Source organism: Pseudomonas sp. D1-36, from assembly GCF_051132205.1.
Lineage (GTDB): Bacteria > Pseudomonadota > Gammaproteobacteria > Pseudomonadales > Pseudomonadaceae > Aquipseudomonas.
Map to the genome: position 1 here is coordinate 4,614,532 of NZ_CP071674.1, position 24,984 is coordinate 4,639,515.

A 24,984-nucleotide genomic window follows, 5' to 3' on the forward strand; every position below is an offset into this window, starting at 1 on the left:
GAATACAAAGCCAATAGCTCGACAGCTTCAGCCCGAGCATGGGTACTCTCAACCCAATAGCTGTCTCAACGTCGTAATAATTGTGCTGAGGTTCGATCCGATCGACGTTTCTTTCTCAAGCTTTTCGAGATTACTGACGGCCTGTGAATCCGCAGCGTATTGCACATTTATCGTATCGACGCGCATGGTTGGTGCAGGCATCTCTTGAGGCGCTTCGACTGCGCTCACGTTTTGGGGCGACGCGCTGTAGCGTAACTTCGATACAAGAAACTCTTCGGTAGGCAAAGCCTCATATGAGTCGTATGCTCCTAGCGAAAACACACGGCGCATCCGGTCGATTTCCGAGTCGATGCGGATGGCTATGGAAGCATAGGTGGTGTGTTCAATTTTTTCCTTTTTGACCTTCACCCGCCAATTGTAAAGATCGACGATATTGTCAAATGGATAAAGGACATCCAGCCCCAGATAACATAGTCGCTTTAGCGCTTTCGGCCCTAACGCGATGGCGCACGAGTGGGCTTCGATCGCAAGCGTAATTAGTTCAGGAGGTCCGAAACCGCCGTTCGGCTCTGCGGTACGAAACGTCGGATAGTGTTCGAGCATAAGATGAAAATACTTATCATGGGCTGCCTCGAATGCATCCAGTACTGCTAGCTTGTCCATGCGCTTTCCATCAGTTATTAGGGTGAGCCCGTCGCTATCCGCCGGGAGTCCGTGGGTCGCTCTGACGACCTTATCGTATGCCTTATCTCGTGCCTACCGCATGCATGCTGGCGAGCCTGTTCCGCACAAGGCTTCAGGTAAAAAACCAACGCTCGCGTGGCGGCGTCATCGATTTTCTTATTTCGGGCAGATGGAGCACGGGAGACGTGTTCGTTTGTATCGGGAAGATTCGGAGTAACTTTCGCCAACATCTTGCTTCCTGTAGTGGGAGCCATCACTGATGAGCATTCACAGGCCCCGAAGTACCGACGCAACCGGAGGCGGACAAGCCGGCGGATTCTGGCGTAGTTGTAGGCAAAGGCGCAGGGCGACGTGGGGCTTACGGGCGCTGTTAGCCAAGACTGTCAGACCTTTCAAAAGAAGCAATTTTCCGGCTCATTCATCCATCCGATCAAACGCCTGGGCCAGATCCGCACACAGATCAGGCGCATGTTCGAGCCCAATGTGCAGGCGAACCAGCCGCCCCTCGTCAGGTAGCGTCTTGATCGAGCGCAGTTCGTGTGGAATGGCGGGCATGACCAGACTTTCATACCCGCCCCAACTGGTGCCTAGGCCAAACAATTTCAACGCATTGATGAAGCGTTCAAACGTGGCTTCATTGCAAGGTTGCAGTTCGAAAGTAAAGGGCCCTGCGCCACCGGAGAACTGTCTTTTCCAAAGTGCGTGCCCGGGATCGGAGGCCAATACTGGAAACATCACGCGTTTGACCTTCGAATGTTCATTCAACCATTCAGCCACTTCGATTGCGCTGGCTTGATGCCGGGGCATGCGCACGGCGAGTGTTCTCAATCCGCGCAGGGTGAGCCAGCACGCGTCCGGGGAGGCATGTGAGCCGTAGCGGTCACACCATTTGCGTGTCGTGTCCAACGTTGAGTAAGCGCAGGTCACCAGGCCGAGAATGACGTCTGAGTGGCCGTTGATGAACTTGGTTGCCGCGTGAATCGAAATATCGATCCCCAGCGCATGGGCGTTGAAGTACATCGGTGAGCCCCACGTTGAGTCGCAGGCAACCGGTATGCCCCGTTCATGGGCCGCCGCGCACACTTGCGTGATGTCCAGCATCTGCATCGTCAACGATGAAGGCACTTCGATGAAGACTAGGCTCGTATTGTCGTCGATCAGTTGGCCGACTTCGGCGCTGTCGTTGAAGAAGCTGATTTTGGTGCCAAGTGCTGTCAGCGATTGCTCGCAAAATACTCGGGTCGGACCATACACGCCGTTGTAGACCAGGATATGTTTTCCCGGTCCCGCATGTGCGCCTAACACTGCGGCGATAGCGCTCAAACCGCTGGAGGTGGCGATGCAGCTTTCGGCATTTTCAAGGCGTGCCATGGCCTCTTGTAACTCAAACGTGGTGACCGTGCCCGAGCGCCCATAACGTAACGATTCGAAAACCCTGCCCTGGTACGAATGCCGATATTCCTCCAGGGTTTCAAACACTACTGTTGAAGCGCGTACCAAGGGTGGGTTGACCGCATGAACCGCTGCGGCGCTGGTTCGGCCCAGGTGAACAAGAGCAGAGTCACGGTGCATGATGGCCTCGATTCGAGTGGTCAGAGTCCTATAGTATGTTTGGCATGTCAGACTCCATCAGCCAAAAAATATCGCTGACGCGCCATCCCGAGCCCGCCGAGTTTCGCCTGTTAGCGAAGCGGCATGAGCGCGGCGCTGTGTTGCCTTCGCACGAGCACCAGACCGGGCAACTGGTGTTTGCGTTGCGCGGCACGATGTTGGTTGAAACACAGCAAAGTCGCTGGACGGTTCCACCGCAACGGGCGTTGTGGATACCGCCGCATCAACCCCATGCCATTCAAATCCTGTCGGATGTTGAGATGCGAACGGTGTATTTCCACCCGGCATTGTTCACCGAAGTCGCCGGCTTCGCGCGTTGCAACGACGTGCACGCGGTCGTGGCATCCAGCCTTATCAGGGAACTGGTACTGGGCTTGTTCGAACAGCCGCGCCAGGGTGAGATGCGCGAATTGATGGTGCAGTTATTACTGCATGCATTGGGTGAAGCGGCCTGCCTACCGACACACTTGCCGATGCCGACTAACGAGCGGCTGCGCGCGGCATTGATGGAGCTGATTTCAGGCAATCAGTGGCATTGGTCGATATCTGAAATTGCGTATCGTGCGGCCATGTCCGAACGCACCTTTACGCGGCGCTTTAGCGCGGAAGTGGGCTTGAACTATCGCACATGGCACCATCGGGCGCGCATCGTTGCCTCGCTGGATCTGCTGGCATCGAATCGGTCCGTCAAATCGGTTGCACATACTTTGCAGTTTGCGAGTGCAGCAGCCTATGTGGCGGCCTTTCGAAAAATAACAGGCAGTACGCCACGGGCCTTTCAGTCCACTCATTTAATGCAAAGCGCGCCTCAGTGATTCCTCGTTACATCATCGCCCAGATCAAAACGACTCTGGTCCTTCCACACACGCTGCAGGTCTTAAGTGTGCTTTGATGCTCCCGTCAGGCGGCAGGAAAGGTCAGCTGCGCAAGACCTTTCCTGCCGAGGCGAACGCCTCGGCTACCTCACCTCAACAATATCCAACGCCCGATTCGCCAACAGCTCACTTACCTCAATCACCTGCAAAATCCCCAACGCAACACGTCGCCGCGATCCATCCAGATCAAACGCCAAGTCACTGATCATCGCGTTCGCCGAAGCCAAATTCTCACTGAGATTCGCAAGCAAACACTCAGAATCCACACTCGGATCAATCCGTAAAATGGAGTCGGTCTTGTCAGATGTTTCGCTCTTAGGCTTGGGCTTCAGGTAGTAATCCAACGCGCGAGTGGTCGCGTCATCGAGCTTTTTGTTGCGGGCAGACTGGGCACGGGATGTGGGTTCGTCTGTTACTGGAGGATTCGGTGTAATTTTGACCATGGTCCTAGCTCTCTTTTGGTTGAGGCTACGACCCGTTCGCGACTAAACGATTGGGAGGCAGCTATGCGCAGGTTAGTCGACCGACGAGCTAAGAAATCGGCGCGCCCGGAGGCGCCCTGCGCACAGCCACCATCGAGTGCAGGGATGGGGATACCTGACTGATGGACGCTTGAGCGACTTAGCAACGACGGGCGACTAAACCCGATCACTGATGAGCAGTGACATGTCCCAAACTACCGACGCAACCCAAGGCGCACAAGCCGGCGGATTCTGGCCTAGTTGTAGGCAAAGGCGCAAGGCGCTGTGGGCTGGCGGGGCTTCGTGGCGGTTTCTGTCGGGCTTTACTGACAGGGCTTCATTTGGCTGGGGTGAGCGGCTGGCCGATGGATGAAGAGGGGCTGCTGCGCAGCCCAGCGGGAGCAAGCTCCCTCGCCACTGGGTTCGGCGTTTAATCAACTGAGCAGCGTAATAAATAGATCTGTCCCCTTTCGGACACTTTAGTCTTTAAGGAGAGGGATAGACCTCGTTAAACGCTGATGCAAAATCTTCCGCCTTTGAAAACAGCAGCATCTCAACATCTCCTATCTCGACTTGGAGTTTTCGGGTGACGCTTATCAGCAACCCAATATAGGTCGAGTAGACATCAGTCGTTGCAATTCGAAGCCAGCCCTGTTGCCGCGCCTGGGTCTTCAAGCGTGGCCAGCAGGCCTTGAGCCGCGGGTTTTGACCCGCCAAGTGCGGAAACCACCAGCGTTGCTCATCACCCTGAAGCATTTGTAGAACGTTCAGGGAAAATGAAACCCGCGCATCGAAGATGGCATGCTCGTTTGGATTCGAGAACGCCGCCACTTTCGACCATGAGGCGATTCCCTTGTGATTTATCGGCACTTGGCCCTGCGACACAATCTGAACGTAGCCTTGCATCGTTGCAGATGCATTTCCTTTGACGCCACCCCAGACGCGCACCGCGTAGTCCGCGAGCGCCATCCGTTGGTCGGGTGACGCCCCCCATTGCTGTGAGGCATACCGCTTCAGCGCGGACGCCTTTTCGTACCAATTCGAGCCGCCAATATCCCATCCAAACGTTTGGTAGACGAGCGCGGTATCAAACTCCCAAGTGTAGATACTGGGAAGTGTCGGCACGTGCTTCCTGGCGTAACAAAGCAGCGTTTTTTCGAGAGACTTCATGAATGGAGGCCATATATTGAGCAAGGCCCCTAGATTAATTGACTCCCTTTCGTGCAGCGAATTTTCAGATGCCTACCTGATTCGCAACCGGAGCCAGAACCGACATCTCTTCTCTATAATGGCACTAAGACATCAATCTCGATATCCTGCCATCACTTCAATCTGAGCGATCAAGGACGAATCACCATGAAAGTTCCCGAGCTGTTTGATCTTGAGGCGCATGGCGCAGGCTGGTACCCCTGGGCAGAAATCAGCAATTGCTTCTGGCCCGGGGTCGGCAAGAAATCCACCGGTGTGGACCCCGTTCTCGCACAGATGGTTGCTGCGAAGGGCGTCTACTGCATTGCCTGGAGAGCGACCGGGAAGGCCTCTCCTGACAATCCAACCGTCCAATACATTGGGCAAACGAGCAGTTTCAAGTTTCGCATGGGCCAATTTGCCTGGTCCGCAGGGCTTTGGGGAGCCCGGGCTCGTGGCCATTCGGCTGGCTGGCGCTGGCATGAACAAAAAGAAGACCAATTGTCCATCGCGTTCTTTCCGCTGCGTAATTCAAACATCCCCAAACACATGTTGAATGGCTATCTGCATTGGTATGAGGCACTGGCCCTTGAAGCCCATCATCAGCGATGCAGCGCGTTGCCGTTCGTGAACGTTCCCCAGAATGGCATTGTTGTACTGGACTAATGAAACGTCGCGCGCAGCGACTCCCCTTAGCTTGACCGCTGCGCGCATCCTTACCTCCAAGAAAATCTTCCCCATCCATCCCCTCCCGCAAAGCCCCCATCCCCTCCAGCAAACACCCCACCGCACCCCCACCTTGATAATCCCCCGCTTCACCCACCCCAAGCGCTACAACCGAGCACCGCGTCCCTCCCATGAACCTACACACCTTCATTCGCAGCTATTGCCTGAACTCCAGGCTCGCCACGAATGCCCTGACCCGCCTGCACAAATCGCTCTCTTCCCTGGTCCGCTACTTGGCCCTGCAAGGCTTCGATTCCAATACATGGCCCGCCACCCGCGACGAAGCCGCCCTGGACCGTCACCTCAACACCCTGTGCCCAGAGCTGGCCACCACCGTGTTCTGCCATGCCCGCGAAGGCATCATCCTCGTTGATCCCTTCGGCCGCGTCATCGCCGTGAACGAGGCCTTTACGCGGCTTACCGGTTACGGTCAGGAAGAGATTCAGGGCCATGAGCTGAACTCCCATCGCATGGTCCGTCGCCTCACCGCGTTTTACGCGCCGATGAAGAATGCGCTGGATTTCCACGGACATTGGTCCGGTGAGATTCAGACCAACCATAAAGATGGCCGGGAGATGACGTCGAGGATCAGCATCAGTGCGGTGCATGACCGTCACGGCAATGTTCAGCACTACGTGGCGCTGTTCAGCGACATGACGCAGATGAAGCAGCGCTTGCAGCTGCTGGAACGGGATGCGCGGTATGACGCGCTCACGCAGTTGCCCAATCGGTTGTTGTTGGCCGAGCGGATGCGGCAGGCGTTGGGCAAGGCGCGGGTTCATCAGCAGAAGGTGGCGATTGCGTTTATCGACCTGGATGGGTTCAAGGCGCTGAACGACAGTTATGGGCATGACTGGGGGGATCGGGTGTTGCAGATTGTCGCGGCGCGGATCAATGCGACGTTGCGCGAGGGCGATACGTTGGCGCGCCTTGGGGGGGATGAGTTTGTGGCCGGGTTGGTGGGGCTGCAGGAAGTGGAGGATTGCGAGCCGATGCTCAAGCGGATGCTGGCGGCGGCCAATGCGCCGATCCTGATTGGCGCGCAGACGGTGGAGATTGCCGCGAGTATCGGGGTGGCGTTTTTTCCGGAGCATGGGCTTGAGGTGGATGGGCTGATCAGCAAGGCGGATCAGGCCATGTACCTGTCGAAAAAGGCCGGTGGTAATCGCCTGGCGTTTTGTCCAACCCGCTGCCTTTCGGTCAATAACGAAACCTGACGGTGGTGCCGACGGTGCGTTCGCTGCCGGTCATGACGCCGTAGTCGCCGGCACCGAGCAGTGAGTAGACGGCGGTGATGTAGTTGCGATCGAACACGTTGCGCACCCAGCCTTCGACTTCCCAGGCGCGATCCTGGCTGCGCATGCCCAGGCGCAGGTTGGTGAGGCCGTAGCTGGGTTGATAGCTGCCTTCGCCGCCTTCGAGGGTGCCGTAGTAACCGGTGCGGAAGCTGTAGTCGACGCCGCTGTAGAGTTCCAGGCCATAGGGCAGCGGGTGGGTGTGGTCGAGGCCGCTGCTCAGGTTCCATTCCGGCGCGTTGTAGAGGCGCTCGCCGCTGAGGTCGCAGGTCCATTGACCCGAGGCCGGTGGGCACGGGGCGTTGGGGAAGCTGCGGTAGCGCGCGTCGCTCCAGGCCACGCCCAGGCGCCCGGTGAGTTGGGAGGTGAGTTGCCACGCGGAATCGAATTCGATGCCGCGCAAGCGGACTTTGCCGACGTTGATCAGGTTGTCCCGCAGCGGCGGCGCGAACAGCGATGTCGGCGGGCTGTAGGTGAGCGCTTGGTAGTCATCGACGTCGGTCTGGTAGACGGCAAGATTGAGCAATGCGCGCTGATCCCAGAACTGCGTCTTCATGCCCACTTCCAGGGACGTGGCGCGTTCCGGCTCGAAGGTGGGCTCGGTGAACGGCCCGATCACGTCGAAGTTGATGCCGCCGGCCTTGTAGCCCCGCGACCAACTGACGTAGCCCATCACGGCATCGCTGAAGCGATAGCTGGCGCTGAGCAGGCCGGAGACGTTGTTTTCTTTTATGGAGTCCTCACGGTAATAAGTACCGCCGAGGGCGATGTCCCGCAGCAATTGCCCGCCCACCTGGAACACCGGGGGTAAGCCGTTCAGCGGGGCAAGGTTGCTGACGTCGCGGGAGATCCAGCCGTCCTTGCGCTCCTGGCTGTAGCGCAGGCCGCCGGTGAGTTCCAACGGGTCGATCGGACGCCAGGAAAGTTGACCGAACACCGCGCGGCTGTCGCCCTTCTGCTCGCCGTCATAACGCTGCCGAGCGCCATCGAGCAGCACCGAAGGCACCTGCCTTGGATCGGTGAAGCTGATGCCGAAGATTTTTTGCAGTGCCTCCAGTTGATCGCCAACGAACCAGGGCGCGGCGTCCGGGCCGAATTCGGCGTCGATCTGCCGGTCGAGTTGCTGGCGCAGGTAATAGAGCCCGGCGACATAATCGACGGACGAGCCGGCCGTGCCGGACAGCCGCCATTCCTGGCTGAACTGCCGATGGCCCAACTCGGTTTCGGATTGGGCCACCGCCAGCGCGGTGCTGTCACCGTCGCGGCCGGCGCGGTAGTCCCAGTCGCGGTAGGCGGTGATGCTGGTGAAGCGCATCGCCTCGTCCAAGTCCCAATTCAATTCCAGTGACACGCCGTTCTGCAGAGTTCGCGGGCGACCCGGCGCGTCGATGCGGTTCTCCCGTTGGTAAGGGTCGGGCTCCGCCAGCGGATAGCCAAGGAATTTGGCGCGCTTGCGGGTTTGCTCGCTGTAGTGATTGACCAACAGGACGTTGCCGGCTTCGTTCTGCTCGGCGTAGTCGGCGATCAGGCGGGCGCTGAAGTCGCTGTTCGGCGTCCACAGCAACTGGCCGCGCAGGCCTTGGCTGTCGGCGTCGCCGAGGCGGCTGCCGTCGTGCAGGTTTTCCACGGCGCCCTCGCTGGAGCCGTCGAAGACATTGAGCCGCCCGGCGAGAACGCCGTCTTGCAGCGGCCCGGAGACGGTGCCGCGATATTCCCGCAGACCGCGCTCGCCGTAACTGGCTTCGAGGTTGGCTTCGGGCTGGAAAGTCGGCTGGCGCGTGACGATGTTCAGCGCGCCCGCGGTGGTGTTCTTGCCGAACAAGGTGCCTTGCGGCCCGCGCAACACTTCGATGCGTTCGATGTCCATCAACTCGCTGAAGGCCATGCCCTGGCGTGCCTGGTAAACACCGTCGACGTAGGTGCCGACGCTGCCTTCCAGGCCATCGTTGTAGGCGGTCGCGCCGAAGCCGCGCAGGCCGAAACCGGCATAACGGGCATCGTGACCGGAGACCACCAGGCCCGGAACCCGTTGCTGGATGTCTTGCAGTCGATGCAGGCCGGCTTCGTCCAGTTGATCGCCGTAGAGGACGTTGATCGGGATCGGCACGTCTTGCGGGTCTTCTTCGCGGCGGCGAGCGGTGACGGTGGTCTGGTCAAGGACGAGGCCGCCGGAGGTGTCTTGCGCTGCCTTGGCCGACAGCCAAGGCAATACCGTAAGGCTGCCGAGCAAGAGCAGCCGATAACCCATACCCGGCATGCTAGAACTCCCGGGCCATTGCTCGATGCACCGTGTCCGGGCAAACCAGGGTCTTGATCCGCGCCAGCAATTGGCGGCTGTCGGTGGGCTTGAGCAACACAGCGTCGAAGGCCAGGTCCTCGGGGTATCCCGGCGGCCGGTGTGGCGGGACCGCTGAATAAAGCATCACGGGCAGATCATGCTCACGGGCGCGAACGTGTCGCAGCAGTTCCCAACCGTCCATCCCAGGCATCATCTGATCGCTGATCAGCAGGTCGATTGGCTGTTCCGCCAGGCAAGCCAAGGCATCTTCGCCGCTCGCCGCCATGCTCACATCGAAACCGTAACCGGCCAGCAGGTCATAGAGCCATTCGCTGTTTTGTTCGATGTCGTCCACCAGCAACACGTGTTTGCCCTGGCCATCGAGCGGCGTGATGTTGTTATCGACGATGCCGTTTTCCAGGTCATCTTCTTGGGCGCATTTGAGTTGCAGGCGAAAACTGAAGTGGCTGCCCTGCCCCGTGGCCTGGGGTTCGAGACGGCTGCCCATGCGTTCCAGCAATTGGGTGACGATGGACAGCCCCAGCCCGCTGCCTTCGTAGCGTTGGGCGTTGCGGCCACGGCGGAACGGTTGCAGCAGTTGTTCGAATTCTTGCGGGTCGATGCCAATGCCGGTGTCGATCACGCTGAAGCGCAGCTCCACGGTGTCAGCGGTTGCTCCCGGACAACAGCCCACTTCGAAACGGATCTGGCCGTTGCGGGTGAATTTCGCCGCGTTCGCCAGAAGGTTCATCAGCACCTGCCGAAGCCGTTTGAAATCAGCCTCCACCAGGGGCGGCAGATCCTGGGCCATTACCGCGTTGAAGCTGTTGCCCTGGCGCGCGGCGAGAAAGCCCGCCTCGTCGGCGATTTCCTGGAGAAAGCCGTACAGATAGCCCGGCGCGAGGGTCAGTTGCATCTGCTCCAGCTCGCCCTGGGAGAACTCGAGCATCTCGTCGATCAGCTCCAGTTGTTGACGGGCGTTGCGCTCGATCGTCGCCGGGTAGTCGCGATTCGGCCCGCCGTGTAGCAGGCGCGCATAGTCGATGATGCGCACCAGTGGCGAGCGCAGGTCGTGGCTGATCCGCGCCATCAATGCGCTGCGAGCCGCGAGGGAGTCGCGCAGCTGCGAGGTGCGCAGGGCCACGGTGCTTTCCAGGCGCTCGTGCTCTGCCTGGCGTTGCTGTTCGAGGGTCGACAGCGCGTGCTTTTCCCGGTTGCGGCTGCGGGCCACTTCCATGATCAAGGTGCACACCAGCAACACCACGCCCGCCAAGGTGGAAGACAGGCTGTACTTGCTTTCCGGCGACTGCCAGGGCAATTGTTCCTGGGGGAAGAAAATCCGCATCAGCAGTTGCCCCACCAAGAGCCCGGGCACCAGCCATGCCATCCAGCTGTAGCTCAGCCGCCTGCGCCACGCCATGAATAACGTAGCGAACAACACGCCGTAGAAACTCATCAGGAAGACCTGAACGATCTGCGCGCCCTGGACCGCATCGATCTTCAACCACCAGAGTCGGCCGAAGACACAACCTAGCAGCGGCACCCAATAGCTCCAGCCGATGATCCTGGGCAGCTGGGACACCTGCAACAGTACGCGGAAGTACGCCAGGAACAGTACGAACGAGAGCGCGCTGGCGCAGGTCAGCAGCTCGCGCATCCAGCCCAGCGCCGACGGCCAGTAGATCAGGTAACCGTTGAGGATGCAGGTCAGCAGGATGTAGCTCAGTACCGCACCCGCGTTCACCATCAGCAGCCGAGAGCGCAGGATCCAGCCGACGATAAAGCCGAACGGCACGACCAGCAGGACAATGCCGAGGGAGAGCCCGTCGCTCAGGTACGTCTGTTGCTGACTGCGCAGCAGCGCCGGTTCGGACCACAGTTCCGGCTCCAGCAGCATCTGGAAGTTGCTCGCCACCCGGACGAACACCGTGGTGCTCTGCCCCGCCGCCAACGACACCGGGAACGCCGGCTGACGCGCCGCCGGCTGAGGCCATTCGGCCAGGGGATAGGCGCCGCCGCCGTGTGCCTCGTACCCCGGTCGGTAGACGCGGATGTCTTCCAGGCGCGGCGCCCCGACCACCAGCAAGCGCGAACACGCCGCATCGCTCGAATTGGTCAGCCGTAATTTCAACCAGAAGGCGGAGCGGCTGTAGCCCTGCGTCGGCCAGCTTGGGGTGGCGGCTTTGAACTGCGTGTCTGGCAGCCGAGCGACTTCTGCCAGGCTCAGGCGTGCCTGGGTGTCTTCGAGAATCCGCACGACGGACATCAGGTTCAGAGAGTCGGCGCGGCAGATATCCACAGGTGCCGCACGCAGCAGGCCTGTGGATAACAATGTAATGGTCAGCAATAGAAACTGAAGAAGCCGCATCAGGTGCGCCCGGCCGACTCGGTTTCAACGATGCCCAGGGTTTGCTGGCGAAACTGGCTGGGCGTCATGCCGATTCGCTGGCGGAAGGCCGTGGTGAAGTTGCAGGCGCTGCGAAAGCCCACCAGTTCGGCGACATCCTGCACGCTCATGGCGCTTTCGCACAGTAGATCCTGGCCGCGCCGCAACCGCGCGTCGCGAATATAGGCGAACACGGTCAGCCCGAGATGCTCGCGAAAAATGGCGGAGAGGCGTTTCTCATGGGTGCCGACTTTTTGCGCGAGCATGCCCAGGGACGGCATGTCGTCCAACTGGTTTTCTATCAGTCGCATGGCCGCGCGCAGCACGATTTCATCACCCTGCGGCTCCGGATCGGCCGGACTTTCCTGGACGGTCGGTGGTGCGCGCCAAGTCAGCTGCAGGTGGATCTTGATGCGCGCCAGCACTTCTTCGGGGGCGCAGGATTTGGGGATGTAGTCCACGGCGCCGACGGTCAGCCCTTCCAATCGTTCCAATGAGGTATTTGCAGAAGACAGGAACAGAATCGGGATATGCCGGGTGGCCGGTGCCTCGCGCAACAGCCTGCACAGGCTGAAGCCGTCCATTTGTGGCATGTGCACATCCAGGACGATCAGGTCCGGGCGCAGCGCAAGTGCCCGTTGATAGCCCTGATAGGCGTCGCTGGCCAGGGAAATTCGCCAGGGCTGGGCCTTCAAGAGGATGAGCGTGGCGCGGATGTCTTCGGGGATATCATCGATCAGCAGGATATGCGGCACGGGCTCGGACACCGCCGTGCCCTCCGCCGTCGCTGCCTGCCTTGCGTATCGTCCGTTGTCCATTCGCCAGGTCTCTTGTTGTGTTTAGCCAGCTCTCTGTCGCGAAACTGCCGGCGGAAGATCACCTATCGGGCCGGCAATAAATGGATATAACGGCAGGGCGGGCGAGAACTGAAGCTATCAAATTTTCAACAGACGATAAACGGTCATGCCGTTCGGGGCGGGATGTAGTTGGGGGGCATAGACATGTGGCGAGGGGATAAATCCCCTCGCCACAAACGAGATATGGTCGACTAACTGTGCCGAACTGCAGGGCCTGCTGCGCAGCCCAGCGGGAGCAAGCTCCCTCGCCACGGGTTTGTTGACTACCTTGAATGAGCGGCGTTTGGTTAGAACTGGTACCCAATCTGGGCCAGCAGTTGTGGGTTTTCCTGACGCGTGTCGCTTTGCGCTTCACCGCCGGAGTGACGCCAGGCGACCGTTGCGTCGAACGAGAGCGGGCCGTACTGAGCGCGCAAACCCACACCGCCGCCGGAGATGCTGCGGGTGTTTTCCTCGTCAGCCCACTCGTCGTGGTTGATGCGCACTTTGCCGGCGTCCCAGAACAGGTAAGGCGTCAGCTTGTCGATGGGGTAGCGAAGCTCGATCTGGGTCAGCATGCCTTCGTCGCCCGAGGCTTCGCTTTGTGGATAAGCCCGCACCCCATCGATGCCACCGAGGCTGAAATCTTCGGAGGAATCGAGGTTGTCCTGGCTCCATTGGCCGAGGAACCGGGCGAACAGCGTGAAGTTGGCGGGCAGCGCTTGCAGGCGGGCAAGGTCGACGTTCACCTTGCTGAATTGACCTTCGGTCTGGGCGGTCTGACGGTCGCCCTCGCGCAGGGCGGAATCAAGTTTCAGGTCACCGTAGGTCAGCGTCGCGCCACCGTAGGTGATGCCGCCGCCGAGCAAGGTGTCCCTCACATCGAACTGCAGGCTGATGGGCAGCGAGTCGCTGCTTTTTTCAAAGCTCAGGCCCAGTACTTCGTACTTATCTTCTAGATCCTTGTGCTGGTACTGCCCGGCCAACATGAGGTTCGCCTGATTGCTGCGTACGAGCGGATAACTCAAGCCGACGCTGCTGACTTCGGCGGTACCGGTCGCACCCAGGTCGGCGAATTCAGCGCCCAGGTCATAGGAGCTCTTGGCGTAGCCCACGTTGCCGCGCAGGCCAGAGGTTCCCAATGGCATCGAGTAGCCGAGGCTGCCGAAATACAGCTCCTCATCGGTGGCCATCACGGCGGCGCTCAGCCGGTCGCCCAGCATCATCGGGCTGTTCCAGTCACCTTGTACCGTCAGGCGATTGCGCCCCGAATACCGGTTGCCGTGGTTGTCCAGCGTGGCCTTGCCTTCGAAGGCCTTGGTTTTGCTCACCTGGGCATCGAGGTCGCCCGTACCGAGCTCGTCACCCGGGCGGATGACCGGACGAACCGCCACGCCCGGCAGGTCGGACAGAACCAGAATGCTGCGCTCCAGGCGGTCACGCTCGATCACGTCGCCCGGCTGCAAGTCGTCCAGGAAGGGCTGCGCCTGCGCGGCCAGTTTTGCATCGTCGTTGACGGCAGTGACTTTGCCATAACGCCCTTCGATCACCGCGATGGTCAGCTCGCCGTTGGCCATGCGCTGAGCCGGCAGGTAGGCGCGTGCAAACGGGTAACCGTGCTCACGGTAGTAAAGCGTGACCTGCCGGGCGATTTCCCGCAGCTCGTCCAGATCAAGGGACTTGCCAATGGCCGGCGCGACGACGCGTTGCAGGTTGGCCTCGTCGATACGGGTATTGTCGGTGAAACGCACGGCATTGAGCTGGACCTTGGCGCCGCCGACTTTTTCCTGCGCCGGTTGCGGCGCCTCGACGTCCAGGCGAATGCTTTGCGGCAGTTCCTGTTGAGGAATCGGCAGTTCTTGCAGGATGCGCCCCGCGTCGGGGATCGGGCGTGCCGGTAGGGTCGCCGCCCAGGCCGGGGAAGTGGACAACAGCGCCAGACCAGCGGCGCAATACATCAATTTGTTATGCATTGAATATGTCTCGAATAAAGCGGGTTGCCTGAGCCCATGACCGCGTCCGGGGACGCGGCCAAGGGGCTCCTTCAAAGGGAAAAGTGAGTGTCAGGGGTCAGGGACGCATGGCCAGGCTCGGCAAGCGCACACCGCCGCGCACGACGAAAACAGTCTGTGGCGGGTAGGCCGCACAGGCGGCCCCACCCGATACACCGCCGTCGGCGCAGACAGTCCCGGCCAGTTCCCGCTCGCTGTCGGCGTCCTGGGCCTGGGCAGCCGAATCGCCGTCGCCTTGGGCCAGGGCGTCGCCCGCAGCGTTGCCGCCATTGGCGTTTGCCGGCGCGCCGCTCTGATCCACCAGCAGCAGGCCGCCGTCCTCGACCCCGACGCCGGACCAATCAGTCGGTTTCGGCTGGACCGGATTGAGCTCCGGCGCATGGGGCGAAGTCACTTGCACGACGATGCGCGTTGCATCGGCGACGCTCTGCTGGATGGCGCTGATATCGATGGACTGCGTCACCGTGAGGTTGCCATTGGCCGGGTCGCTGACGATCAGGTAACCGAGGTCAGCCAGCCCACCGATATTGATCTGGTGGGTGCCGGGGTCTGGGTTTCCTATCGAATACTCCGGCTGGCCGAGCATCTGTTTGGTGTCACCGTTCTGCAGGCCGTTGACGTCGAAACCGGCTGCACCGCCACCGTTGAACGTGGTTTGGCCGTCGAATGGTTTGGTCTGGGTGGTCGTACCGTTCGTGGACACCACCAGCGTCGGTTGCTCGCGGTATACGGCATGAACCCCGGTGTTGCCCAGCGCCCGACCGAAATTGCTCTGCTGCTCGTCGCTGTTGTAGCGGAAGTTGCCGCTGCCACTGCCCACCACATCCACCACGCCGGTGCTGCCGGCGAGGCTGCCGGTGTAGATCACCGCCCGGCCACCCGCGCCGGTGGACACCGTCACGCCCGCGTTGGCTTTCACGTCACCGCCCGAGGCCACGCCCGCCGAAGCGGATTGACCGGCGTTGAGCACGATCACATCAGCGGCATTGCTGGTGGTGCTGACGTTCTCGGTCAGGGTGATATTACCGGTGGTCGTTACAACCTGGACTTTGCCGGTGTTGCCGATGCCAACGATCTGATCCAGCTGGGTGCCGTCCAGCGCCGTCTCGGTCAGCCTGCCGACGGTGACGTCCGTGCGGTTGACGAAGTTGACGTCCTTCGCCCGGCTGGCGATATCGCCGACCCAGTTGCTGGCATTGCGCAGGTCAAAATCGCCGCCCTTGAGCGCCAGGCCATCGGCGGTGATGGTGCCGTTGGCATCTTGGGTGGTCTTGCCATCGACGTTGAGGAACACGTTGCCGTTGGTGGCCAGCGCTTCGTTGATCGCCAGATCGCCGTCGGTGCCGATGCTGACGTCGCCGGTGTTGTTCACCCCGGAGGTGGACTTGACCACGTTGCCGTTGCCGTCGGTTTCAGTCAGCGTGCCGACCTTCAGGTTGCCAGTGTTGTTGAACGCGACCTTGCCCGCCTCGCTGGCGATGTCGCCCACCACGTTGCCGTTGTTGCGCAACTCGAAGTCGCCGCCGTTGAGCGCCAGGCCGTCCGCGGTGATGTTGCCGTTGGCATCTTGGGTGGTCTTGCCATCGACGTTCAGGAACACGTTGCCGCTGGTGACCAGTTCTTCGTTGATCGCCAGATCGCCGTCGGTGCCGATGCTGACGTCGCCGGTGTTGTTCACCCCGGTGGTCGTCTTGACCACGTTGCCGTTGCCGTCGGTTTCAGTCAGCGTGCCGACCTTCAGGTTGCCAGTGTTGTTGAACGCGACCTTGCCCGCCTCGCTGGCGATATCGCCCACCACGTTGCCGTTGTTGCGCAACTCGAAGTCGCCGCCGTTGAGCGCCAGGCCGTCAGCGGTGATGTTGCCGTTGGCATCCTGGGTGGTCTTGCCATCGACGTTGAGGAACACGTTGCCGCTGGTGGCCAGCGCTTCGTTGATCGCCAGATCACCGTCGGTGGCGATGCTGACGTCGCCAGTGTTGTTCACACCGGTGACGGTCGTCTGCGTGCCATCGGCATGGGTCGCGGTAAGCGAGCCCACCTTGAGGTTCCCGTTGTTGTTGAACTGGACCTTGCCCGCATCGCTGGCGATATCGCCGATCACGTTGCCGCTGTTGCCCAGGGCGTAGTTGCCGCCCAGCAGCACCAGGCCGCTGGCATCGAGCTTGGCCCCGGCGTCACCGGCCTGAGTGGTGTTGCCCGCCACTTCCAGGGTGATGATGTCGTCGGCGCGGGTTTGACCCTGGCCGGCGTCATCCCGTGGGCCGTTTTCGATGGTGATGCCTTTAACCAGCGACAGGTCGTGGTCGGTTTTCAGGGTGACCGCTTCGTCGGAGGTAATCCCAACGGTGCCGTCCACGACGCCAACCGTCAGGTTGCCGTTGCCGGCGAATTTCAAGCTGCCGACATCGGCGGCGATGACGCCCACGTCATGCCCCTTGCCCAGGTCGAAATCGCCTTCGCCGCGCAGGGCCAATTCGTCCGCGGTAATGGTCGCGCCCGTTGCCTGGGTCGCCCCTTTGCCGGCGTCGACGGTGAGGGTCAGGCCTTTGCCGGTCGTGCCGTCTTCGTCGTTGCCTTCGGGATCCTCGAGGGTCAGATCGCCCAGCAGGTTCAGGACACCGTTGGCGACCAACGCCAGGTCGTCCATGAGCGTCGCGCCTTCATCGTCGACGGTGATGTTGCGGGTCTTGTCATTGCCGATGACGACCTTGTCGAAACCGTCCTGGATGTTGGCCAGGTCAGCGTCGGACAGCACCAGCGGATCGTTTGGCCCGGTCACCTCTGGGTCATCACTGCCGCCCACGTGGATATCCAGGCCTGGGGTTTTCTGCTGCAAGGTGAGACTGCCGCCACCGGCAACGCTCGCGGCGAGATCGATTTCGTCGGCGGTCAGGCTCGTATTGCCCTGGGTCGCCAATGCCTGGCCGACCGTGAGCGTGTCGGCGATAAGGTTCAGGTCGCCGGTCTGAGTCATGCCGGCCACCGGCACACCTTGCGGGTTCGCCGGGGTCTGGCTGTCAGGAACGGTGACGACGCCGACGGTCAGGTCATCGACATCGGCAAAGCTGACGGTGCCGGTGTCGCTGGCAATCGTGTCGACGTCGTTGGCGGCGTTGTCCAGGTCATGGACGGCGCCGTCACCCAGCAACACCAGGCCATCGGCGACAATGGCGCCGCCAGCGGTCTGGTCGATCTTGCCGCCATTGCTTTGCAATGCCAGGACCGGAGCCGGTTTGTTGTCGTCGTTGCCGGTGCCCGGTGCGTCCGCCACGGTCAACTGGTCATTGATGTGGATATCGCCGGTGCCGGCATCGAGGATAAGGTTGTCGTTGATGCGGGTGGCTTCGATGATGCTGATGTCACCGGTCATGTCCGCGCCACCGATCTTGACGGAAGTGAACCCGTCGCCCAGGGCGCTGATGTCGGTGCCGGTCAGTTCCAACGAACCGGCGGCGTCGCCGGTGCTGCCGCCCACGGCAATGTTTTTGCTCGGGGTGTTGGTTTCAAGGGCAATGGAGCCATTGCCGGTAACGCTGCCGGCGCCGCCGTTGAAGTTGATATCGTCGGCCTTGATGGCCAGGTTGTTGTCGGTGCCGTTGAGGCTGCCGTTGAACGTAATCGAACTGCCTTGCAGGCCCTTGCTGCCAGAGGTGTTGGTCTTGATGTTGTCGACGTACAGCGAGCCGCCAACCTGCTTGCCGGCGGTCTGGTCGAAACTGCCCGAAACGAACACGAATTTGTACGTGCCGGCCTTGTCAGCGGTCGCCGTATGGCTTTTCCAATCCACCGCGCCCGTGCCGTTCCCCGTTTCGTTCAGGATGATCTGGTATTCACCGGTGTTGACGTTCAACAGATAGCCGAAGACATCATAGGTGTCGCCGCCCGCAACCGGTTTGTAATCGAAACTGACCGCTTCCCCCGCCGCCAGGGAGACCGTGCCCTCGCTCACCACCGACGGACCGCGCATGATGCAACCGGCGGGTGCGTTCTGGCAGTTGGAGTTGTTCTCGGTGCCCAGCAGCAGCGCAGCGCCACCGTCCTGGCCCTGGCCAGCCGCGACGACCGGTGTGAGGGGCTTGTAGTTCATGTCGCCCTGGTCGCCAGGCGAAACGCTCGGCGGGTTGCCATTGGTCGGCGATGTGGTTGGCAGCGTCGGGTCATCGGGAGATACCACGCCCTCCACCACGGTCACACCAGTGAAGAACTGGTCGATGGAGGTCTTCCAGCCGACCAGGCCGTTTTCGAAGTCGGCGTTCAGGAACTGCGAGGTGCCCATCTCAACCGCACCGTTGTAGACCTGCTCGCCGCTGGTAAAGACTTTTGCACCGTTGATATACGTCTTGCCGGCGCCACTGGTGGTCGCGTACAGGGCGCCCAGGGCGCTGTTACCGCCGACCATGTCGCTGAAGATGATCGAGCCTGAACCTGCGTCCACGCGCAGCTCGCGCTTGTTGGCCACCGCATCGGAATCCACCACGCCGGCAAACACGATGTTGCCGCCGTTGCTCTTCAGGCTGACGTCGGTGTTGAGCGCCATCTTGCCATTGAAGATCAACGCCAAACTGTTGCCATTGCCCGCGCCGCTGGCGTCGATGTCACCGTTGAGGAAGATATTGCCGAAGACGTAGCGGCCCGTGCCGACGTCGTTGTGCCCGGACTGCAAGGTCAGCGTCCGATCGCCGCTGATGTTCGTCGGGGTGTAGTCGCCGTTCCAGTGGATGCTGTTGTCGGCTTTGATCGCCACATCGGTGCCGCCGGCCAGGGCCGTATCGATCGCGTTGAAACCGACCGTGGCCTCTGTCCCGTTGGCGCCGCCCGTCAACCCGCCGTTGCCCGGTCCCACCGTGACGCTGTCCGGATCGAGCAACCACAAGCCGCCCTTGCCGTTTTTGGCCGAGGCATCGGCGGCTTTGCTCACCGCCAGCTTGGCGCCGCTGGTTTCGATCTTGCCGCCGTCACCGCCCTTGGCGCCGCCGGTGGCTTTCAAGGTGCCGTCCACGCGCGTCACGCTGCCAGGCTTCTTCACATCCGACCAGGCCACCACGGTGCCGCCTTTGCCGTTATCGGTGGCCGATGCATCGAGCACGGCGCCAGCGGCGATAGTGGTCTGGCTGGCCTGCTTGATCGAAGCGTCCTTGCCTTGCCAGCTTCCGCCCACGTAAATCTCGCCGCCGCCCTTGGCGCCGGTGGCGTCGAGCGCAGCGCCGCCGTTGATGGCCACGCGATCCCCGGTCACGACGATCTTGCCGCCCTTGGCGGTGTCGGAAGACACATCGATGCGCCCGGCGACTTGTACGTCGCCCCGGTCGCCCATCAACGTGACCACGCCGTTTTCACCGACATCCAGGGAACGGGCTTCGATCAGGCCGGTGTTGTTGATGACGGTGCTCGCCAGGGTTTCCGCCGCACGGGCGGTCAGCAGGATTTTCCCGGCATCGGCACGAATTGCACCGCCGTTTTCAATCAACGCCTGCAACGCGCCTTCCTGGACTTCCAACTGCACCGGCCCACCCAAGTCGAGCGTCACGACGCTGCCGGCGCCCAGCAGCACGTTGCCCTTGTGCGCGGTGATGTTGCCTTCGTTGACGATTTTCGCAGCGATCAGGGCAACAGTGCCGCCTTGCGCTGCGTTGATGTTGCCCTGGTTGACCACCGACGCGGCGCTGTCGCCACTGAAACGGTAATTGCCGGCAAGGAAATCTTCGGTGGATAGATTAAGCGTGGAGGCCACCAGACCGCCCACATCCACTTGCGCGCCGGGGGTGAACAATACGCCGTTGGGGTTGACAAGGAACACCTGGCCGTTGGCTTTCAGCGCGCCCTGGATCACCGACACATCCGAGCCTAATACCCGGTTCAATGCGACAGAATTCGCGCCAGGCTGGACGAACTGGACGGTGTTGCCCTTGCCGATGGAGAAGCTCTGCCAGTCAATCGCAAGCTTGTCGCTGCCCTGATGAATGACCATGCCCGTGCCGCCCTGGTGGATGCTGCCGTTACCCGCCACGATATTGCCGCCGGACGGCAAAGGCCCCGCCGTGGCAAACGAGGCGAATACACTGCCGCCCACGCCCATGACGAGGCTCAGCCTGAGGTTGAGGGATTGACGGCTTTTGTCCTTGCCCTGGCTTTTGACCAACTCGGATGCCACCTGCCATGCGCCCATCACGGCATTCCAGACGACTCGGTAACTTCTATTCATTGTGTTCACTCATTCCTGATACAGCGGGTCACGCCAAGACGACCCGACGGTTCCTGTCGACAAATCAAACGGAGAAACCGAATCCGGGGCGGATTGCGGCTCGAAAAATCCCACAGTGCTGCGCCCATCATGTCCGCCGCGCTAGGGGCAGTGCCTTTGCTTGAGCGCCCATGGCTTTTGAATGAGGGGATGGAATTCCAATTTTCCGATGGGTGGCTCGCTGGTCACCTCCTCGTCGGCGACCTATGCTCAGTCGGTCCAGTTTCCACAGGCGGGCCCTGATGATCCGATGCAAACGCGCCTATGAAACCGCCACCGCCGAGGATGGCGTACGGGTGCTGGTCGACCGCTTGTGGCCGCGTAACTGCCCCAAGGGTGCCTTGGCGATCACCGAGTGGCTGCCGCAGGTCGGGCCTTCCCATCCATTGCGCAAGGCGTTCAAGGCGGGCGCGGTTTCGTTCGAGCAGTTCCGCGAGGCGTATCGCAAGGAATTGGCGGCGCGGCCGGAGCATTGGTGGAAGCTGGTGGACCTTGCGCGGGATGGAACGCTTACCCTGGTGTATGCGGCCAAATCGACGGATGAAAATAACGCGGTGGTGCTGGCGCAGTGGTTGGAGGATGAGGTGGAGAAACGCACGGAGTCGAGCTCACCGGTGTGTTATCTGGATGAGTTTCCAGAGCTTTGAAAGGGGCTTGCTGTAACACCGTGGCGAGGGACCTTGCGCCCTCGCCACGGGTTGTCGATTTGCCTAAGATCGGCGCAGAGAATTCACCGGGAGGACAGCCGTGACGCCATCGCCCTTTGATCCGTTGGTTCATATCGATTGGAAAACACCCGGCAGCGACTTGCTTGGGCTGCTGCAGCATTACTACCCCGACATCGGGGTGTTTGCCGGCCCGGGGTTCGAGACGTTATTGGATGAGCTGTCCAACGAGATGCCCGAGGTCTGCTTCGAGGCGCTGGCGGCGCTGTTGTCGCACCAGGGTTACGACCTGTGGAACCTGGACGCCGGCGGCGATGATTATCGGCCGGTTATTTTCCCCTCCGACCAACGCGAGGCGTTTGCCCAGCATTGGCAAAGCCCACGTGGCGAACCCAGATTCACGCCGAGATTGATCGAGCCGCCCAAGACCATGGTGACCGAACACAAACCGGCCAAGACCAAGCGCGGCAAGGTGAACTGGCTGCAGGAAGTCCATGACTACCCCGGCCCCACTCACGTGCATGAATACAACTACCGCAATGGCTGGGCTGCCATCACCGAGCAGGACGAAGACCGGTGGTTGTGCTTTTTGATCGACTACAACCAGTGGCCGCCTGTCGAGCTGGACATGCTCGAACAACGCACCGATGAGGTGGATGGCGGGGACCTGCGGCTGATCGACGCCAACGCCCAGCGCAGCCTGTGGCGACGCCAGGTCAAACACGGCGATTACAGCGCGGATGATCGGTTCAAATATGAGATTCGCCGGGGCGATACCATCGAGGACTTCGGACCTGCCGGCCAGGAGTGGCAGGCATTTGAAGAACCCTGCGTTGTTGCAGACGACACGATTTTCGAGCGCCAGCGCATTTACGAGCCCAAGCACCTGACGAGGATCTGGCGGACCACGGCGGACAGCAGCGAGGTGATTTTCGAGGACTCGGATGAGCTGACCATCCTGCCCGTCGGCCCGCGCCGATTGCTGTTCATGCAACACAACGGCAAGCGCTGCTGGGTCTGGAACCAGGACCCGCCGCACCAGGCCGTCGCCGCCAAGCCAATGCCCGCCGAGGCTTATAAGCTGCGCGCATCGACCGCGTACCTGGGCGGTGACGAAATTTTGCTGTTCAGCGAAGGCGCGCGGCCGAACGTCGAGCACTCGGGTTATCAAGAGACGGTGCTGTTGGCGTGGCGCTTCAATTTCATCACCGGCACCAAGGCGAAGGCGACGTTGGACGGCTTCGGCAGCGAACTGCGCCAGGACACCCGCCTGCTGGTCACCCAGCCCAAGCAGGTGATCACGCTGCGCACGTTCCATGGACAGCTTCATGTGTCCCGTGGGCATGATGATTGGTGGGTGTGGCGTTATCGCGCCAACACCTTCGGCACCCAGACCCTGGCATGGTTTTGGAATCAACGCAGCAATGAGGTAGTGAAGCTCTCGACCAAGGATATCCCGCGCGTCAAGCCTGAGATTCGTTACGTGCCGGCGCAGGAACGGTATCTGGCGTTCGAGACGGATTTTGTGGCGCGGTTGCCGGGCTTCGCGCAGATCCTTGAGGCCAAGGGATGTGAGGTTCTGACTTTTCAGTGAGGCGATTTCGCGGCGGCGACCTCCGTGGCGAGGGAGCTTGCTCCCGCTCGACTGCGCAGCAGTCGCAAAACCTGCCAACCGTTTTCCCCTGCCATGCCGCCGGGGGCTGCTGCGCAACCCAGCGCGAGCAAGCTCCCTCGCCATGGGTTTGTCTTAAACCTGCAGCACCCCACGAAACCCACGCGCCGCGTAATACGACTGCACCCCATTGTGGTAAACGAACACCCGGCCATAACGAAAATCGCCAAACAACGCCCCACCCAGCGCCCGGATTTCCGAAGGTGTTGCCAACCAACTGGACGTCTTGGCATCAAACTCACCCAGCGCTTGTAATGCCCGGTATTGCACTTCGGTCAACAGGCTCACGCCCATCGCTTCGGCCAATTCCAAGGCACTGCCTTTGGGTTTGTTCTCCTTGCGCGCATCCAGGGCCGCACGGTCGTAGCAGAGGCTGCGGCGGCCGGTCGGGCTTTCCTTTACGCAATCGCAAAAGGTGATAGAGCCTGTCTTCGCGTCCAGGCCAATCACGTCGGGCTCGCCGCCGGTGGCTTCCATGGCTTGGAGCGTTTCAAGGGCGCTGGGGTTGTTGTCGAGCCGCGTCTGGACGTCGGCCCATGGGATGTTTGGATGGCGGTCGGGTTTCTGTTCAAAACGGGCCCGCAGGGTTTGCAGCAAGGTTTGTTGTTGTTCTTTCATGGCGCGAGGTCCTTGGGTGCCGATGGGTTGTGCATGGAGCGTTTAATAGCGACATGCAGCAAAGTCACAGCTTGGATATTTCTAATTGATATTGGCTCCTGTCGACTCTGACAGTAGTTGCGCAGCGGCGTTGGCTCTTAACCTGCTACAGGTTCGCGAGCAGGAGCCTAGGGTGAATACAACGATAAGCTGCATCAGAGCGCTGCCACTTATCCTGCCTATTACATTGGCCGGCACCTGTTTCCCGGCGCTGGCGACCGAGGACTGCAATATTCAGAAAGTCGGGCTGGCGATGATTCTGGAACCTGGAGGTATAGCTCAAAAAGCCTTGTCCAAAGCCCAGTACAGGGAAAAACTGGATGTGAAGCGCGTGCGGATCACCCACTCGGAACGGGCCAAGCACCCGGATAAATCTCGCCTCACTGTGGTGATCGACAAAAAAAGAAAAGTGAAGCACATCTATTGCGAATGAACACCCGCTGCTGGTGAGCCCGTGACGCGCACAAGGCACAGCGTTGGAATCGCATGCACCCCGGGATGCCAAGACGATCGTCGCATCTGCTCGACTGCCTGGGCCCCTCGGACAGTCCGGTCGTCGCGGTGACGGGTTACGCGCAGCACGTCGCCGAGCAGATCGGCAGCCACATCGGCTCACGGTTCGTGGCCCTCGGCGCCGACTCTATCGGTGCCGCTTGCGCAGCGGTGGATAAACACTGGATCGTGGTGTCGTCGTTGCAGGCCCTGGCTCAGGATGGGCTTATCGACCGAGCGTTGGTCGAGCAGGCGATGAGCCAATACCTGTTGCAATGACCACACATCGCTCATCCCGCTCGCCCACTGGAGCGCGCCGCTTTGGCCGCACGTTCCAATGCTTCGCTGAAGACTCGTTGCTGGTCGTCATCGAACTGCGATAGGAACAATTCGTCCACCGCGCCTTCATAGACCTTCCACATCTTCTTGCGCAGCGCTTTCCCGCTCTCGGTGATGGCCGCGTACGCGCCTCGACCGTCGTCGCTGGCGCGGCTGCGGGTGACCAGGCCCTCAGCCTCCAGGCGGTCGACCAGGCGCGTGAGATTGTAGCGTTCGATGGCCATGACATCGGCCAATTCGCTCATCCGCCGCGCGCCGTCAGGGCCACTTTCCAAGCCCCATAACGCGTCGTACCAAGCATAGGCAGGCAGCCCCTCAGCCGCCAGGCGACGCTCTATTTCGCGGATCAGGCAGCGGTGGGCCCGGACGAATCTGAACCAGGTGTCCGGCTCGTTTGAAGACATGCAGCACCTTTTTGATGAGATCGATTTAGTTGCAATTGTAGCGCGTGGCAGGATAAGTTCTCGCTCGTAGTTGCAAATGCAACTACAAAATTCCAGAAGGTTGGCGTCCACCCACGCCCCTTAGTCAGGCACCAAACGACTCGGTGCTGCAGCACTGTCCAG

General features: G+C 60.9%; 18 protein-coding genes. 7 read left to right on the top strand and 11 right to left on the bottom strand.

Going from position 1 to position 24,984, the window contains the following annotated elements:
* Positions 1 to 48 precede the first annotated feature (48 nt).
* Together J3P76_RS20635 and metC are read right to left on the bottom strand one after the other, a co-directional pair.
* Positions 49 to 663 carry a hypothetical protein gene (locus J3P76_RS20635; RefSeq protein WP_434609690.1) on the bottom strand — a complete coding sequence of 205 codons (615 nt, stop codon included), beginning with the start codon at positions 661 to 663 and terminating at the stop codon, positions 49 to 51.
* A gap of 435 nt (positions 664 to 1,098) precedes the next feature.
* Positions 1,099 to 2,256 carry a cystathionine beta-lyase gene (gene metC / locus J3P76_RS20640; RefSeq protein WP_434609688.1) on the bottom strand — a complete coding sequence of 386 codons (1,158 nt, stop codon included), beginning with the start codon at positions 2,254 to 2,256 and terminating at the stop codon, positions 1,099 to 1,101.
* A 44-nt stretch (positions 2,257 to 2,300) separates the two neighbouring features.
* Here metC and J3P76_RS20645 point away from each other — a divergent pair, with 44 nt between their 5' ends.
* Entirely contained in the window at positions 2,301 to 3,110 is an 810-nt protein-coding gene (locus tag J3P76_RS20645; RefSeq protein WP_434609686.1) for a helix-turn-helix domain-containing protein, read from the top strand.
* A 143-nt stretch (positions 3,111 to 3,253) separates the two neighbouring features.
* Here the strand turns inward: J3P76_RS20645 and J3P76_RS20650 are convergent, their stop codons facing one another.
* Both J3P76_RS20650 and J3P76_RS20655 read right to left on the bottom strand, forming a co-directional pair.
* Positions 3,254 to 3,613, bottom strand: a complete 360-nt coding sequence (locus tag J3P76_RS20650) for a DUF6124 family protein (RefSeq protein ID WP_434609683.1) — start codon at positions 3,611 to 3,613, stop codon at positions 3,254 to 3,256.
* A gap of 504 nt (positions 3,614 to 4,117) precedes the next feature.
* Positions 4,118 to 4,801, bottom strand: a complete 684-nt coding sequence (locus J3P76_RS20655; protein ID WP_434609681.1) for a hypothetical protein — start codon at positions 4,799 to 4,801, stop codon at positions 4,118 to 4,120.
* 186 nt (positions 4,802 to 4,987) lie between these two features.
* On the opposite strand from J3P76_RS20655, the gene J3P76_RS20660 reads away from it, so the two are divergent.
* Together J3P76_RS20660 and J3P76_RS20665 are read left to right on the top strand one after the other, a co-directional pair.
* The gene (locus tag J3P76_RS20660) at positions 4,988 to 5,485 is read left to right on the top strand and encodes a hypothetical protein (protein WP_434562413.1); all 498 of its coding nucleotides are present in this window, start codon (positions 4,988 to 4,990) and stop codon (positions 5,483 to 5,485) included.
* 191 nt (positions 5,486 to 5,676) lie between these two features.
* Positions 5,677 to 6,762, top strand: coding sequence for a diguanylate cyclase domain-containing protein (locus tag J3P76_RS20665; protein ID WP_434562411.1), 1,086 nt, complete (start codon positions 5,677 to 5,679; stop codon positions 6,760 to 6,762).
* Here the strand turns inward: J3P76_RS20665 and J3P76_RS20670 are convergent.
* The 5 genes from J3P76_RS20670 to J3P76_RS20690 form a co-directional block, all read right to left on the bottom strand.
* Positions 6,746 to 9,097, bottom strand: a complete 2,352-nt coding sequence (locus J3P76_RS20670) for a TonB-dependent receptor (RefSeq protein ID WP_434701175.1) — start codon at positions 9,095 to 9,097, stop codon at positions 6,746 to 6,748. The genes J3P76_RS20665 and J3P76_RS20670 overlap by 17 nt on opposite strands.
* A gap of 1 nt (position 9,098) precedes the next feature.
* Complete coding sequence (locus J3P76_RS20675; protein WP_434701176.1) at positions 9,099 to 11,486, bottom strand: 7TM-DISM domain-containing protein; 2,388 nt, start codon at positions 11,484 to 11,486, stop codon at positions 9,099 to 9,101.
* Entirely contained in the window at positions 11,486 to 12,322 is an 837-nt protein-coding gene (locus J3P76_RS20680; RefSeq protein WP_420764124.1) for a response regulator transcription factor, read from the bottom strand. Before J3P76_RS20680 ends, J3P76_RS20675 begins: the two co-directional genes overlap by 1 nt.
* A gap of 326 nt (positions 12,323 to 12,648) precedes the next feature.
* Positions 12,649 to 14,313: a ShlB/FhaC/HecB family hemolysin secretion/activation protein gene (locus J3P76_RS20685; RefSeq protein WP_434701178.1), complete on the bottom strand. Its 1,665-nt coding sequence runs from the start codon at positions 14,311 to 14,313 to the stop codon at positions 12,649 to 12,651.
* A gap of 97 nt (positions 14,314 to 14,410) precedes the next feature.
* Positions 14,411 to 20,554 carry a filamentous hemagglutinin N-terminal domain-containing protein gene (locus tag J3P76_RS20690; protein WP_434701179.1) on the bottom strand — a complete coding sequence of 2,048 codons (6,144 nt, stop codon included), beginning with the start codon at positions 20,552 to 20,554 and terminating at the stop codon, positions 14,411 to 14,413.
* 281 nt (positions 20,555 to 20,835) lie between these two features.
* Here J3P76_RS20690 and J3P76_RS20695 point away from each other — a divergent pair, with 281 nt between their 5' ends.
* Positions 20,836 to 21,240: a DUF488 domain-containing protein gene (locus J3P76_RS20695; RefSeq protein WP_434701180.1), complete on the top strand. Its 405-nt coding sequence runs from the start codon at positions 20,836 to 20,838 to the stop codon at positions 21,238 to 21,240.
* Positions 21,241 to 21,340: 100 nt separating this feature from the next.
* On the top strand, positions 21,341 to 22,852 hold the full coding sequence (locus tag J3P76_RS20700; protein ID WP_434701181.1) for a DUF6630 family protein: 1,512 nt from the start codon (positions 21,341 to 21,343) through the stop codon (positions 22,850 to 22,852).
* A 153-nt stretch (positions 22,853 to 23,005) separates the two neighbouring features.
* Here J3P76_RS20700 and J3P76_RS20705 read toward each other — a convergent pair whose 3' ends face one another.
* Complete coding sequence (locus J3P76_RS20705; RefSeq protein ID WP_434701182.1) at positions 23,006 to 23,548, bottom strand: DUF4256 domain-containing protein; 543 nt, start codon at positions 23,546 to 23,548, stop codon at positions 23,006 to 23,008.
* 172 nt (positions 23,549 to 23,720) lie between these two features.
* On the opposite strand from J3P76_RS20705, the gene J3P76_RS20710 reads away from it, so the two are divergent.
* Positions 23,721 to 24,020: a hypothetical protein gene (locus J3P76_RS20710; RefSeq protein ID WP_420764119.1), complete on the top strand. Its 300-nt coding sequence runs from the start codon at positions 23,721 to 23,723 to the stop codon at positions 24,018 to 24,020.
* A 65-nt stretch (positions 24,021 to 24,085) separates the two neighbouring features.
* Complete coding sequence (locus J3P76_RS20715; protein ID WP_434701183.1) at positions 24,086 to 24,358, top strand: hypothetical protein; 273 nt, start codon at positions 24,086 to 24,088, stop codon at positions 24,356 to 24,358.
* Between the two features lie 11 nt (positions 24,359 to 24,369).
* Here the strand turns inward: J3P76_RS20715 and J3P76_RS20720 are convergent, their stop codons facing one another.
* Positions 24,370 to 24,822: a MarR family winged helix-turn-helix transcriptional regulator gene (locus tag J3P76_RS20720; protein ID WP_420764117.1), complete on the bottom strand. Its 453-nt coding sequence runs from the start codon at positions 24,820 to 24,822 to the stop codon at positions 24,370 to 24,372.
* Positions 24,823 to 24,984 lie beyond the last annotated feature (162 nt).

Coding starts and splice junctions, on each gene's coding strand:
- metC (WP_434609688.1), bottom strand. CDS start 2,256: ATGCACCGTGACTCTGCTCTTGTTCACCTGGGCCGAACCAGCGCCGCA.
- J3P76_RS20675 (WP_434701176.1), bottom strand. CDS start 11,486: ATGCGGCTTCTTCAGTTTCTATTGCTGACCATTACATTGTTATCCACA.
- J3P76_RS20685 (WP_434701178.1), bottom strand. CDS start 14,313: ATGCATAACAAATTGATGTATTGCGCCGCTGGTCTGGCGCTGTTGTCC.
- J3P76_RS20660 (WP_434562413.1), top strand. CDS start 4,988: ATGAAAGTTCCCGAGCTGTTTGATCTTGAGGCGCATGGCGCAGGCTGG.
- J3P76_RS20670 (WP_434701175.1), bottom strand. CDS start 9,097: ATGCCGGGTATGGGTTATCGGCTGCTCTTGCTCGGCAGCCTTACGGTA.
- J3P76_RS20690 (WP_434701179.1), bottom strand. CDS start 20,554: ATGAATAGAAGTTACCGAGTCGTCTGGAATGCCGTGATGGGCGCATGG.
- J3P76_RS20665 (WP_434562411.1), top strand. CDS start 5,677: ATGAACCTACACACCTTCATTCGCAGCTATTGCCTGAACTCCAGGCTC.
- J3P76_RS20720 (WP_420764117.1), bottom strand. CDS start 24,822: ATGTCTTCAAACGAGCCGGACACCTGGTTCAGATTCGTCCGGGCCCAC.
- J3P76_RS20650 (WP_434609683.1), bottom strand. CDS start 3,613: ATGGTCAAAATTACACCGAATCCTCCAGTAACAGACGAACCCACATCC.
- J3P76_RS20635 (WP_434609690.1), bottom strand. CDS start 663: ATGGACAAGCTAGCAGTACTGGATGCATTCGAGGCAGCCCATGATAAG.
- J3P76_RS20695 (WP_434701180.1), top strand. CDS start 20,836: ATGATCCGATGCAAACGCGCCTATGAAACCGCCACCGCCGAGGATGGC.
- J3P76_RS20715 (WP_434701183.1), top strand. CDS start 24,086: ATGCCAAGACGATCGTCGCATCTGCTCGACTGCCTGGGCCCCTCGGAC.
- J3P76_RS20645 (WP_434609686.1), top strand. CDS start 2,301: ATGTCAGACTCCATCAGCCAAAAAATATCGCTGACGCGCCATCCCGAG.
- J3P76_RS20655 (WP_434609681.1), bottom strand. CDS start 4,801: ATGAAGTCTCTCGAAAAAACGCTGCTTTGTTACGCCAGGAAGCACGTG.
- J3P76_RS20705 (WP_434701182.1), bottom strand. CDS start 23,548: ATGAAAGAACAACAACAAACCTTGCTGCAAACCCTGCGGGCCCGTTTT.
- J3P76_RS20680 (WP_420764124.1), bottom strand. CDS start 12,322: ATGGACAACGGACGATACGCAAGGCAGGCAGCGACGGCGGAGGGCACG.